Annotated in this window: 13 protein-coding genes and 1 pseudogene; all 14 read left to right on the forward strand. The window is 73.7% G+C overall.

All coding sequences use genetic code 11. From position 1 onward, the window contains the following. The first annotated feature begins 46 nt into the window (after positions 1 to 46). The 14 genes and pseudogenes from ABD948_RS14895 (at position 47) to ABD948_RS14960 (ending at position 12,583) form a co-directional block, all read left to right on the forward strand. On the forward strand, positions 47 to 922 hold the full coding sequence (locus ABD948_RS14895; RefSeq protein ID WP_345267196.1) for an SCP2 sterol-binding domain-containing protein: 876 nt from the start codon (positions 47 to 49) through the stop codon (positions 920 to 922). Positions 923 to 965: 43 nt separating this feature from the next. Continuing rightward, positions 966 to 1,805: an MlaE family ABC transporter permease gene (locus ABD948_RS14900; RefSeq protein WP_345267198.1), complete on the forward strand. Its 840-nt coding sequence runs from the start codon at positions 966 to 968 to the stop codon at positions 1,803 to 1,805. Then, a complete protein-coding gene (locus ABD948_RS14905; protein WP_345267200.1) occupies positions 1,805 to 2,683 on the forward strand; it encodes an MlaE family ABC transporter permease in 879 nt (292 codons plus the stop codon). The genes ABD948_RS14900 and ABD948_RS14905 overlap by 1 nt, the downstream gene beginning before the upstream one ends. Before the next feature lie 4 nt (positions 2,684 to 2,687). Further along, entirely contained in the window at positions 2,688 to 3,827 is a 1,140-nt protein-coding gene (locus tag ABD948_RS14910) for an MCE family protein (RefSeq protein ID WP_345267202.1), read from the forward strand. Next, positions 3,824 to 4,840, forward strand: coding sequence for an MCE family protein (locus ABD948_RS14915; protein WP_345267204.1), 1,017 nt, complete (start codon positions 3,824 to 3,826; stop codon positions 4,838 to 4,840). The genes ABD948_RS14910 and ABD948_RS14915 overlap by 4 nt, the downstream gene beginning before the upstream one ends. 8 nt (positions 4,841 to 4,848) lie before the next feature. Further along, the gene (locus tag ABD948_RS14920; protein WP_345267206.1) at positions 4,849 to 5,832 is read left to right on the forward strand and encodes an MCE family protein; all 984 of its coding nucleotides are present in this window, start codon (positions 4,849 to 4,851) and stop codon (positions 5,830 to 5,832) included. Next, positions 5,829 to 6,902 (forward strand): MCE family protein, encoded by a 1,074-nt coding sequence (locus ABD948_RS14925; protein ID WP_345267208.1) that lies wholly within the window; start codon positions 5,829 to 5,831, stop codon positions 6,900 to 6,902. The genes ABD948_RS14920 and ABD948_RS14925 overlap by 4 nt, the downstream gene beginning before the upstream one ends. Further along, entirely contained in the window at positions 6,899 to 8,053 is a 1,155-nt protein-coding gene (locus ABD948_RS14930; RefSeq protein WP_345267210.1) for an MCE family protein, read from the forward strand. Before ABD948_RS14925 ends, ABD948_RS14930 begins: the two co-directional genes overlap by 4 nt. Beyond that, positions 8,053 to 8,517: an MlaD family protein gene (locus ABD948_RS14935; protein WP_345267212.1), complete on the forward strand. Its 465-nt coding sequence runs from the start codon at positions 8,053 to 8,055 to the stop codon at positions 8,515 to 8,517. Before ABD948_RS14930 ends, ABD948_RS14935 begins: the two co-directional genes overlap by 1 nt. Positions 8,518 to 8,529: 12 nt before the next feature. Continuing rightward, positions 8,530 to 9,162, forward strand: a pseudogene (locus tag ABD948_RS14940) (MCE family protein); the annotation flags it as partial. Then, on the forward strand, positions 9,159 to 9,731 hold the full coding sequence (locus tag ABD948_RS14945) for a hypothetical protein (RefSeq protein ID WP_345267214.1): 573 nt from the start codon (positions 9,159 to 9,161) through the stop codon (positions 9,729 to 9,731). The pseudogene ABD948_RS14940 and the gene ABD948_RS14945, both read left to right, overlap by 4 nt. Positions 9,732 to 9,779: 48 nt before the next feature. Continuing rightward, complete coding sequence (locus ABD948_RS14950) at positions 9,780 to 11,036, forward strand: phospholipase D-like domain-containing protein (protein ID WP_345267216.1); 1,257 nt, start codon at positions 9,780 to 9,782, stop codon at positions 11,034 to 11,036. A 66-nt stretch (positions 11,037 to 11,102) separates the two neighbouring features. Further along, the gene (locus ABD948_RS14955) at positions 11,103 to 12,026 is read left to right on the forward strand and encodes an SDR family oxidoreductase (RefSeq protein ID WP_345267218.1); all 924 of its coding nucleotides are present in this window, start codon (positions 11,103 to 11,105) and stop codon (positions 12,024 to 12,026) included. Then, positions 12,023 to 12,583: a carboxymuconolactone decarboxylase family protein gene (locus tag ABD948_RS14960; protein ID WP_345267220.1), complete on the forward strand. Its 561-nt coding sequence runs from the start codon at positions 12,023 to 12,025 to the stop codon at positions 12,581 to 12,583. Before ABD948_RS14955 ends, ABD948_RS14960 begins: the two co-directional genes overlap by 4 nt. Positions 12,584 to 12,764: the final 181 nt, after the last annotated feature.

Raw genomic sequence — 12,764 nt, forward strand, 5'->3', positions numbered from 1 at the left:
GCAGGTAACGCGCCCGCGACGACGCTCACCGACGCTCGGGGGACCCATGCCACGCGACCTCACCGCCCGCCCCCTCGAGCCCACGGCGACGGCGACCGCCACGGCTCCGGCCGCGGCACGACTGGCCCGGGTGGTCGAGGACCTGCCGCGGCGCCTGCTGCCCGAGCGCCTGGAGGCGCTGCGCGGCGCCGTGCTGGTGCGCGCCCACCACGAGGGCCGCGACCTCGAGCCGGTCGTGCTGCTGCTCGACGCCGGTGTCCGCACCGTGCCGGGCGCGGACGCGGCGGGGCCCGACGTCGTCCTGCGCTGCGAGCTGGACGCCCTGGAGGCGCTCACCACCGGGATCACCAGCGCCGGGCTGCTGCTGCTCGGCGGCCGCCTCGAGGTGGAGGGTGACCTCGACCTGGCGCTGGGCCTGGCCGGCTCGTTCCGCAGCGCCGCCGATCCCCAGGTCGCGGTCGAGCCCGTCGCGCTCGAGGCGTCGGAGGTCGCGCGGGTGCTGGGCACCGTGCCTGTCGCGCACCTGGTGCGGATCATGGGCTCGGACCTGCGCGGCGTCGTCCTGGAGGAGATCTTCCGGCAGCTGCCCGAGCGACTCAGCCTGCGCCGCGCCCGCGGCACCCGCCTGTGCGTCGGGTTCCGGCTGCTGGGGCACCCCGCGGGCGTGATCGAGCGGTACGAGGTGCTGGTGGCCGAGGGGCGTGCCGTCGTCACCCGTCTCGACGACGCCGCCGCCCGCCACGACGGCACCGACGGCGCCGGTCGCGACGCCACCGTCACCTGCCAGGCCCACGACTTCCTGCGGCTCGCGACCGGCCACCTGCGACCCGTAACCGCGGTCATGCGCGGCCAGTTGAAGGTCCGCGGTGACCGGGGTCACGCCCTGCGCCTCGCCTCGCTGATCGACATCCCGCAGGCCTGACCCGCCTCCTCAGCCAACGCCAGCCGCACCACCCGGAGCCGCCATGACCACGATCGCCACGACGATCGGTCGTGCGGGGCGCTCGGGCGTGGACAACCTGGCGGGGCGGGCGCGCGCCGGCGTCGTGACCTCGGGTCACCTGGTGGCGCTCGGCGTCGAGTCGGCCACCACCGCGGTCGGCGACATCGTGGCCCGCCGCTTCTCCTGGTCGGAGCTCCTGCTGCAGGCGTGGTTCATGACCCGGGTCTCCCTGCTGCCCACGATCCTGGTGGCCATCCCGTTCGGCGTCATCACCTCGGTGCAGATCGGGGCCGTGGCCAACCAGATCGGCGCCACCTCGTTCAGCGGCGCGGTCAACGGCATCGGCGTGCTGCGCCAGGGTGCGCCACTGGTCACCTCGCTGATGATCGCCGGTGCCGTCGGCTCGGCCATCACCTCCGACCTGGGGGCGCGCACGGTGCGCGAGGAGATCGACGCCCTCAAGGTGATGGGCATCAACCCCGTGCAGCGCCTGGTGGCACCGCGGGTGGTGGCCGCGCTGCTGGTGGCGCTGCTGCTCACCGTGGTGGTGGCGATGACGGCGATGGTGACGGCGTTCGCGCTCAACGTCGGCAGCGGCACCATCTCCTCGGGCGCCTACCTGGAGAGCTTCGTCAGCTTCAGCCAGCCCAGCGACCTGCTCCTGGCCGAGCTCAAGGCGCTCGTCTTCGGCTTCATCGCCACGATCGTCGCGGCCCACAAGGGGCTCACGGCCCGGGGCGGCCCCAAGGGCGTGGCCGACGCCGTCAACCAGGCGGTGGTGGTGAGCGTGATCCTGCTGGCCTTCGCCAACGTGCTGATCACCCAGGCCTACGTGATGCTCGTGCCGCAGGCGGTGGCCTGATGGCGGTCCTGCCCGCCGGGAGGGCGAGCGGGGGCCCGGGCAGCCGGATCGGCCACGCGGCGATCAGCCTGCTCGACGCCGTCCTCGCCGCCTTCGCCCAGCTCGGCTCGTTCGCGACGTTCGCGGCCACCACGCTCGGCGCCGTGCCCGCGACGCTGCGGCTCTACCCGCGCGAGGTGCTGCGTCAGCTCAAGGACATCGCCTGGGGGTCCGGCGCGATCATCGTCGGCGGCGGCACCGTGGGCGTGATGGTCCTCCTCTCGCTCTCGGCGGGCACCTCGCTGGGCATCGAGGGGTTCAACGGCCTCGAGCTCGTCGGGCTGGCGCCGCTGACCGGCTTCGTCTCGGCCAGCGCCAACACCCGCGAGCTGGCTCCTCTCGTGGCGGCCCTGGCGCTGGGAGCCCAGGTGGGGTGCCGCTTCACCGCCCAGCTGGGCTCCATGCGCATCCACGAGGAGGTCGACGCGCTCGAGGTGATGGCGGTGCGACCGATGCGCTACCTGGTCGCCACCCGGGTGCTGGCCTGCATGGCCGGCATCCTGCCGCTGTACCTGATCGGGCTGATCGGCTCCTACATCGCCTCCCAGGTCTCGGTGGTCGTGCTCTTCGGGCAGTCGCCCGGCCAGTACGACCACTACTTCTCCACCTTCATCCAGGGTCGCGACGTGCTGCTCTCCGTCGTCAAGATCCTGGTGTTCGCACTCGCGATCGCGCTGATCCACTGCTGGTACGGGCTGCGCGTGAGCGGCGGACCGCAGGCGGTGGGGGAGGCCACCGGAGCCGGCATCCGCGCCAGCATCGTGGTCGTCGTCGTGCTCGACATGGTGATGACGCTCATCTTCTGGGGCGGCGACCCCGGCTTCCGGGTCTCGGGGTAACGCCGTGGTCGGTCGACGCCCCCGCGGTGAGCCCTCCCGCCGCGCCCTCGCCGGTCGTGGCGTGCTGGTGCTCGCCCTCCTGACCGGGCTGGTCGGGCTGGCGTACGCGCGCACCACCGGCGCCGTCGGTGGCGACCCGCGGGTCTCCGCCGTCGTCACCGACGCGGGCGGGTCGCTGCGCGAGGGCTCCGACGTCAAGATCTCCGGGGTCATCGTGGGCCGGGTGGACGAGGTCGGCCGCGCCCCCCAGGGCGGCGTCCGGGTCTCCATGACGATGCCCGAGGAGCACATGGCCACCGTGCCCGCCAACGTGGTGGCCCGGATCCTGCCGGCCACGGTGTTCGGCACCTCCTTCGTGGACCTCGTCGTCTACGACGGCGTCTCGCCCGACGCCCTGGAGCCGGGCGACAGCATCGCGGCAGACACCACCCAGGGCACCCTGGAGCTGCAGCAGGCACTCGACGACATCGACCGGCTCACGACGGCGCTCGGCCCGGCCGAGCTCTCCGCCGCGCTCGGCTCGGCCGCGCAGGCGCTCGAGGGGCGGGGGGCGCGGCTGGGTCGCACCATCGACCTCGCCGACCGCTACGTGCAGCGGCTGGTGCCCGAGCTGCCACTCGTGCGCTCGGACCTGGCGAAGCTGGCCACCAACCTCGAGGTCGTCGACCGCGTGGCGCCCGACCTGCTGCAGGCCACCGACGACGCCCTGGTCACCCTCGACACGCTGGTGACCCAGCGTGCCTCCGTCGTGGCGCTGATCGCCGGGGGCACCTCGCTGGCGCGGTCCTCGCGCACCTTCCTCGACACCAACCAGCGTCAGCTGGTGGCGATGCTCGACAACGCGGCGCTGCTGCTCGACGCGGTCCACGACAACCGCCGCGCCGCCATCACCGGCTCCACGCGCACCAACATCGCCCTCGGGGAGGAGCTGCCGGGGGCGGTCCGCGAGGGCTTCGTGCTCACCGACGGGATCCTGCAGCTGGACGCCCCGCCGTACTACACGAGTGACGACCGGCCCCGCTACGGCACCGCCGGGCCCCGCGACCGCGCGGCGCAACGTCGCGCCGAGGCGCTGGAGCAGGCCGGACTGCGGGCGCTGCTGCGCACCGCGGGTGGCACCGACGAGCCGGAGGGGGAGCGATGACGGGGCTGCGCACCACCGCGCTGAAGTTCGCGGCCTTCGTGGCCGCCAGCGCCGTGCTGCTGGTGCTGCTGGTCAACACGATGGTCAACGGGCTGGCTGCCGAGTCGCGCACCGTCACCGCGACCTTCAGCGACGTCAGCGGGCTGCGGCCGGGCGACGACGTACGCGTCGCCGGCGTGCGGGTCGGGCGCGTGGAGTCGATCGCCGTCAGCGGGGACGGCCGGTCCGCCGAGGTGCGCCTCGAGGTCGTCGACGACCAGCCGCTGCTCGACACCACCAGCGTCGTCATGCGCTACCAGAACCTGTTGGGCCAGCGTTACCTGGCGCTCGTGCAGGAAGGGCCGCGCGGCGAGCCGCTCGAGGACGGCGCGCGCATCCCGCTCGCGCGCACCAGCCCGGGCTTCGACCTCACCGAGCTGCTCAACGGCTTCCGTCCGCTCTTCGAGGTGCTCGAGCCCGCCGAGGTCAACGAGCTCTCCACCTCGATGATCAAGGTGCTGCAGGGTGAGGGGGGCACGGTGGAGACCCTGCTCGGGCAGACGGCGGAGCTGACGACGTTCCTGGCCGACCGCGACGAGCTCGTCGGCGAGGTGCTCACCAACCTCACCCCGGTGCTCGAGAACCTCGCCGGCCAGGACGCCCAGGTGGCCGCCACCGTGCGCGAGCTGCGGCTGCTGATGACCGGTCTGGCCCGCGACCGCCAGGCCATCGGCGACGCCGTCGACGGCGTCGGTCGGCTCGTCGGGTCCACCTCGTCGCTGCTGACCGAGCTGCGCGGGCCCGCCGACGTCGCCTTCGCCCGCTTCGCCCAGGTGGCCAGGCTCCTGGCGCAGAACCGGCAGCGGCTCAACCGCGCGCTGCGCTCCTTCGGCGGCACCTTCGAGGCGCTGGGGCGCGGCACCTCCTACGAGAGCGCGCTCAACGTCTACGTGTGCTCGCTGGCCTTCGCGCTGGGCGAGACGTCGCTCAACCCCGCCGGCGGCAACGGCCCGTGGTCGGAGGTCTGCCGATGAGCCGGTCGGTGCGCACGCCCCTCTCGGCCCGCGACCCGTTCAAGGTCGGGCTGGTGGCCATCGTGCTCGCGGGGCTGGTCGCGGGCCTGGTGGTCCTGCTCAGCGTCGTCTCCTTCGGCACCGGTACCTACACCGCCGTCATCGCCCACACCGCCGGGCTGCGCCCCGGTGAGGACGTGCAGGTGCACGGCGTCCCCGTCGGCGAGGTGCGCTCGGTGGAGCTGCGCGACACCGACGTGCTGGTCACCTTCACCGTCGAGGAGGGCATCGAGCTCGGCGAGGGCAGCCGCGCCGCCGTCAAGGTCGCCACCCTGCTGGGCACGCACTACCTGGAGGTCGACCCGGTCGGCGGCGGTCAGCTCGCCGACGGCCGGATCCCGCTGGAGCGCACCTCGGTGCCCTACAACCTGCAGGACGTGCTCGAGGGAGGCACCCGGCGGCTCGAGGAGCTGGACGCGCCGCGGCTGGCCCGCGCGCTGACGGCGGCCAGCCGCACGCTCGCCGCGGCGGGCGACGACGTCGGTCCGGCGCTGGACGGCGTGGCCCGACTCTCCGAGCTCGTGGCGGCGCGCAGCGGACAGACCGGGGAGCTGTTGCGGGCGGCCGAGCAGGTCAGCCTGCGCCTGCACGAGAGCGACGCCGACATCACCGGCCTGATGGAGCAGGCCACGCTCGTCGTCCGCGAGGTGACGGTGCGGCGGCAGGCCATCCGTCGTCTGCTCGACCAGACGACGGGGCTCGCCGAGGCGCTGACCGCGATCGTGACCGAGACCCGCGCCGACGTCGCCCCGGCACTGCGTGACCTCGACCTGGCGCTCGACGCCCTCAACGCCCAGGACGCCTCGCTGGAGCGGGTGCTCGACGTGATGGCGCCGGCGCTGCGCTACGTGGCCAACGCGACCGGCAACGGGCCGTTCCTCGACCTGTACGTGGACGACCCCGCGATCCCCGCGGACGACTCGCTGTGCCAGCTGCAGGGTGGCTGCCGATGAGCGCCCGCCTGCTCCGGCCCCTCCTGGTCGCCCTGGTCTGCGTGCTGGCCGCCGCGACCGTCGGCTGCGTGCCCACGAGCAACCCGCTGGCCCGCACCGCCACGATCACCGTGTTCCTGCCCGACACCGCCGGGCTCTTCGAGGGCAACGACGTGGGCATCCTCGGTGTCCCGGTCGGCACCGTCACCGACATCGAGCCGGAGGGCACGCAGGTGCGCGTCACGCTCGAGGTCGAGGCGGACCGCGCGATCCCCCCCGACGCCGGCGCGGTCGTCGTCGCCCGGTCCGTGGCCACCGACCGCTACGTGGAGCTGACCCCGGTCTACCGCTCCGGGCCCGAGCTGGCCGACGGCGACGTGATCCCGGTCGAGCGCACGCGCACCCCCGTGGACTTCGACGAGGTGCTCGGTGCGCTGGAGACGGTGGCGACGGGCATCTCCGGCTCCCGGCAGGGCACCGAGGCGGTGCGCCGACTGGTGGAGGACGGCGAGTCGGCCCTGCGCGGCAACGGCTCCCGGCTGAACGAGACCGTCGGCTCCCTCGCCGACGCCGTCGAGGGCGTCTCGGGCCAGCGCGAGGAGATCGCCGGGGCGCTCACGGCGCTCGACCTGCTGGTGGGCGACGTCGCCGACAACGCCTCCACCACGCGCGAGTTCCTCGACCAGGTGGCCACGGCGAGCGAGATCCTGGCCGCCGAGCGCGGGCGCTTCCGGCGTGCGCTCGTGGCGCTGGAGCGCGCCGTCACGACCGTCTCGGACTTCGCACGCACCAACCGCGAGGCCGTCATCGAGACGATCGGCGGCACCTCGCGCGCCTTCCGCACGATGCTGCGCAAGCAGCGCCAGCTCTCCGAGATCCTCGAGGTCTTCCCGCTCGTGCTGCAGAACCTGCAGCGCGCGGCCCCGGGCGACCGGCTGCCCACCCGGGTCTCGCCGGAGATCCTGCTGCCGCTGGGGAGCGAGCTGCTCGACGCCTGCGAGCAGGTGGCCGCGCCGCTCTGCGAGCTGCTGGGCACCGACCCGGGTGACCGCGCGCCCGCCGGGCGCGCGCCGTCGGGCGGTCGACGATGAACGCCCGCTCCCTGCTCGCGGGGCTCCTGTGCACCGTGCTCGCGCTGGCCACCGGGTGCTCCACGACGCTGGCCGACGTCCCGCTGTCGGGCACCGGCGTGCCCGGCGAGACCGTGTCCGTCAGCGCCGACTTCGAGGAGGCGCTCAACCTCTCGCGCGGCGCGACGGTCAAGGTCAACGGCGTCGACAGCGGGCGCGTGCAGGAGGTCACGGCCGCGGACTTCCAGGCCCGGGCCGAGATGCTCGTCCGCGCCGACGCCGGCCTGCGCGAGGGCGCGACCGCACGGCTGCGCTACACCACACCGCTGGGCGAGCTCTTCGTCGACGTCACCAACCCCGAGCGGGGGCCGGTCCTGGAGGACGGAGCAGTGCTCCCGATCTCCGCCACCGACACCGCGCCGACGGTCGAGGACGCGCTCTCGCAGGCCTCGCTGCTGGTCAACGGTGGCGGTCTGGCGCAGCTGCAGACGGTGACCGAGGAGCTCAACCTGGCACTCGGCGGTCGCGAGGCACGGGTGCGCTCGCTGCTGGAGGGGTCGGCCACCCTGGTCTCGCAGACCAACGCCACCACCGCCGAGATCGACCGCACGCTGCGCGCGCTCGCCTCGGTCTCGCGCACCCTCCGATCGCGGGAGCGCACCATCGACCGCGCCCTGCGCGACATCGCACCGGCCGCGCGCGTGCTGCGTGCCAACACCCCCGGCTTCACCCGGCTGCTGCGCGAGGTCGAGCAGTTCGCCGAGGTGGCCGACCAGACGGTGGGCCTCACGCGAGAGCAGCTGCTCGGCCTGACCCGCCAGGCCGGCCCGGTGCTGGGGGAGTTCGCCGCCCTGCAGGACGACTACGCGCGCGGCCTGGACGAGCTGGTGCGGCTCGGCTCCGCGCTCGACGGCGTCGTGCCCGGCGACTACCTGAGCATCGCGCTCGACCTGCACCTGGACGGGCTGCAGCCGCCGGACCTGGCGCAGGTCCTCGAGGACCTGCTCGGCCTGCCGCTCCCCGAGCTGGGTCTCGACGACCTGGGGCTGCCGATCCTCGAGGGCCCCGGGCCGCTGCAGGACCTCGGGCGGGGCCTCCTCGACGGCCTGGGCGCGACGACCCGGGACCTGCAGGAGAGGACCGCCTCGGTCGCCGGACGGAGGGCCCGCTGATGCGCCGCGTGCTCCGGGTGCTCTCCGACCGCCTCTACCTCAGCGCGGTCGGCGTCCTGCTCGTGCTCGTCGTCACGGTGGCCTACCTGTTCGCGGAGGTGCTCGACGCCCCGCTCACGGCACAGCCGGTCGACCTCACGGTCGTCGTCGGCAGCACCGGTGGCCTCTTCGAGGGCTCCGCCGTGACCTATCGCGGCACCAAGGTGGGCAAGGTCCGCGAGATCACCATGACCCGCCAAGGGGCGCACGTGCAGGTGCGGCTGCGCGCGGGCACCGAGATCCCGGCCGACGCCCGCGCCCAGGTGCGCAGCCTCTCGCCCGTGGGGGAGCAGTACCTCGACTTCCAGCCGAACACCGACCAGGGCCCGTTCCTGGCCGACGGCGACACCTTGGAGGCCGGGTACACCGACCTGCCCGTCACGCTGAGCAGCACCGTCGTGGCGATCAACGACGTGCTCAGCTAGGTCGACGACCGCAAGCTGCGCTCGCTGCTGCGCGAGCTCAGCACGGGTCTCTCGGGCACCGGTGACGACCTCGGCCGGATCCTGGACCAGAGCGACCTGCTGCTGGCCGAGCTCGACGAGGCGTGGCCGCAGACCCGGAGCCTGATCCGCACCGGCAACCGGGCGCTCGACGTCGTGCCGGGATCGGCCGCCGACCTGGAGCGCCTGGGCACCTCGGCGCGGCGGCTCGCGGCCTTCCTGCGCGAGGAGGACCCGCTCCTGCGCCGGACCCTGCGACGAGGCCCCGGCCAGCTGGCCGAGCTGGAGGGCCTGGTCGAGGACGCGCGCCGGGTGCTGCCCGACTTCCTCGAGGTCGGCGTCAGCCTCACCGACGTGTTCGCGCTGCGTGAGCCGCACTTCCGCGAGCTGCTGCGCTCCTACGCCCCGGGTCTGGGCACGCTCGGCCGGGTGGTGCGCGACGGCGAGCTGCGCATCGAGCTGATCTTCGACCGGGACCAGCGGTGCGACTACGGGGTGCCCCGCCGCTCACCGCGGGACCCCGAGCGCCGTCCGCTGCGCACCGACCTGGCCTGCTCGCCGTCGCTGGCCACGCTGCAGCGGGGCGCCGCGCACGCGCCGGGTCCGCTGCCGGGGCCGCCGCGATGAGCACGGGAGAGGAGCGGCACGCGCCGCACGAGGAGCCCCGGCGGGGCCTGCGGGTCCCGGCGCGGGTGCTGGTGGGCACCGTCGCGCTGGTGGTGGCCCTGACGACGGCGCTCGTCGTCGCCCTCGTGGTCGGCGACGACGCGGCCCGTCGGCCGGCAGGTCAGCAGCAGGCGGTGGCACGGGCCTCGGCAGGCGCGGCCGCCGAGCAGGCGGCGCGGGAGGCGGTCGTCGCGATGACCACCTACGACGCCGCGACGGCGCGGGAGGACTTCGCGTGGGTGGAGGAGATCGGCACGCCGGCCTTCCGCGACACCTTCGCGCCGGCCACGGCCGACCTGGTCGACCTGGTCACCGAGCTCGGCTCCAGCGCGACCGGCACGGTGCTCGCCTCGGCCGGCACCGTGCGCGACACCGAGCACGTCGAGGTGCTCCTGTTCGTCGACCAGGAGATCACTGCTCCGGGGTCGCGGCCCCGGCTGGAGGAGCAGCGGGTGCGCATGCAGATGGTGCGCTCGGGAGGTCGCTGGCTGGTCGACGAGGTCGAGATCGACAACCTGCTCACGCGGTGAGGTTCCCGGCGCGAGCTGGCGTGAGGTCCCGTGCCCTAGATTGTGCCCGTGAGTGCGCGCATCGACGTCGACCGCCTCTTCGGCGCCCTGCGTCGCGTGCTGCTCACCCTGGTCGGTCTCCAGCTCGCGATCGCCGTGGGCATGTCGCTCGTGGACTCCTACCGGCGCCGCGGCAAGAAGGCCAAGCCGTTCCCGGTCTCCCCGCCCCAGACCGTCTCGGTCGGCGACGGCACGGTCACCATCTACACCTACGGTCGCGACCTGTACGACGACATGATCGCGGCCATCGAGGGCGCCCAGCGCCAGGTGCTGTTCGAGACCTACATCTGGAAGGGCGACGAGACCGGCGAGCGCTTCAAGAAGGCGCTCTCGGACGCCGCTGCGCGCGGGGTCGAGGTGTACTGCATCTACGACGGCTTCGCGAACCTCGTCGTCTCGCCGGTGTTCAAGCACTTCCCCAGCAGCATGAAGGTCCTGCGCTACCCGGTGTACGCGGCCGGGTGGCGGTTCCTCGACCTGCGACGCTACGGCCGCGACCACCGCAAGATCCTCGTCGTCGACGACGACACCGGGTTCGTGGGCGGCTACAACATCGGCTCGGCCTACGAGACCGAGTGGCGCGACACGCACGTGCGCATCACCGGTTCGGGCGTGTGGGACCTCAAGCGCGCCTTCGCCGACTTCTGGAACCTGCACCGTCGGCGGCGCCTGCGCCACAGCGAGCGGCCGCTGCTGCTCGAGACCGCCTCCACCTGGGAGCCCTCCATCCGGGTGCAGCGCAACGTGCCCCGGCTGTGGATGTTCCCGATCCGTTCCATGTACATCGAGGCCATCAACCGCGCGAGCCGCAACGTGTGGATGACCCAGGCCTACTTCCTGCCCGACCAGGACTTCGTCGACGCGATGCGCGACGCCGCCCGTCGCGGCGTCGACGTGCGGCTGCTGCTGCCGTTGAAGTCCAACCACATCGTGGCCGACTGGATCTCGCGCGGGTACTTCAGCCAGCTGCTCGAGTCGGGCGTCAAGATCCTGCGCTACCGCGACGCGATGGTGCACGCCAAGACCGCCACGGTCGACGGCACGTGGTGCACCGTCGGCACCGCCAACATCGACCGGCTCAGCCTGCAGGGCAACTACGAGATCAACGTCGAGGTGATCGACGAGTCGATGTCGAAGGTGCTCGAGTCGGTCTTCGCCGTCGACGAGAGCAACTGCCTGCCGCTGACCCGGGGCGAGTGGGAGGCGCGCGACCTGCACCGCAAGTGGACCGAGCTGATCCTGGCGCCGCTGCGCCCGCTGCTCTGACCGCCGCCCGAGACCCGGCTGCGCAACCCGCTGCCAGATGGTGCGTGCGTCCCTACGATGGCGCGCATGCTCCCCGCCACGACCGCTCGTGACCACCGGGGACCCCGCGTGCGGCGCCCCGACCTCCGCTCGCTGCGAGGTCGCGACGTCTTCCTCACCGGAGCCGCGAGCGGCATCGGGCGTGCGACGGCGCGGGCCGCGGGCCGCGAGGGCGCCCGGCTGCACCTGACCGACCTGGCCGCCGAGCCGTTGAGCCAGGTGGCGGAGGAGATCCGCGGGGCCGGCGGCACGGTGGTGCTGGCCGAGGCGGCCGACGTCTCCGACCACGACGCCGTCGCGGCACTGGCGCGGCGGGTCACGGAGCTGTCGGGCCCCATGGACCTGGTCATGAACATCGCCGGGATCAGTGCCTGGGGCACCGTGAGCAGCCTCGAGCACGACACGTGGCGACGGCTCGTCGATGTCAACCTGATGGGCCCCGTCCACGTGATCGAGGAGCTGGTGCCGGTCATGGTCGACGGCGGCCGCGGCGGTCACCTGGTCAACGTCTCCTCCGCCGCCGGCCTCATCGGCATGCCGTGGCACGCCGCCTACTCCGCCTCCAAGTTCGGGTTGCGGGGTGTCTCGGAGGTGCTGCGCTTCGACCTGCGTCGGCACGGGATCGGCGTCAGCCTGGTCTGCCCGGGCGGGGTGGCGACGCCGCTCACCGAGACGGTGCACATCGACGGCATCGACAAGGCCGGGCCGCGGTTCCTCAAGGCCCAGGCCCGGTTCCGCAGCCACGCCGTCAGCCCCGAGCGGGCGGCGGAGGCGATCCTCGAGGGCGTCCGGCGCAACCGGTACTGGGTCTACACCTCCACCGACATCCGCCTCGCCCACGCGGCGCAGCGGCTGTGCCCGCCGCTCTACGTCGGGCTGATGCGGGCCTTCAACGCCGGCGCGAACCGGGTGCTGCCCGAGGTCGGCGCAGCGCGCCGGAGCGCGCGGTGAGCATCGCGTCCCGCGCGCCGGGGCCCGCCAGGCTGGCCCCGGGGACGCGCCGCCAGACCGGGCTGCTCGTCCAGGGCTTCGCGCGGCTCGCGGGGCGCGTGCAGGGCACGGAGCCGCCGGCGGTGTTCCTGACCCTCGGACGCCACCGCCGGCTCTTCTGGGGGTGGCTGCACTTCGCCGGGACGATGATGCCCGGCGGCCGCCTCGCCCGCCGCGAGACCGAGCTCGTGATCCTGCGGGTGGCGACCCTGTGCGGCAGCGACTACGAGCTCGCCCAGCACCGCCCGCTCGCCCGCCGTGCAGGGCTCGACGCCGCGCAGGTGGAGAGGGTCGCCGCCGGCCCCTCCGCCCCCGGCTGGACCGACGCCGAGCGGCTGCTGCTCGAGGTCGTCGACGAGCTGCACGCCACCGAGGACCTCTCCGACGCCACCTGGGCACGGCTGCGCGCCGACCGCGACGAGCGGGAGTGCCTGGAGCTGGTGATGCTCGTCGGGCACTACCGGATGCTCGCCACCACCCTGACCGTGCTGCGGGTGCCGCCCGACCGGTCGCGCTGACCGAGGCTCGCCGCCCACCGCTGATCGCGTACCGAGATCCGGTGACCCGACCTCCGACCTCGAGCACGCCGTCCTGCCCCTGAGTCGGACGGTTTCGACTCGGCCGTCGCGGGTTCGTCCCTCACCCGCGGGCCTCGCTCAACCTGCGCCCCGTACGGACCTGCGCTCGTTCCTCGCGCAG

It is taken from the genome of Nocardioides nanhaiensis, from assembly GCF_039542785.1.
In the GTDB taxonomy this organism is placed as follows: Bacteria; Actinomycetota; Actinomycetes; order Propionibacteriales; family Nocardioidaceae; genus Nocardioides; species Nocardioides nanhaiensis.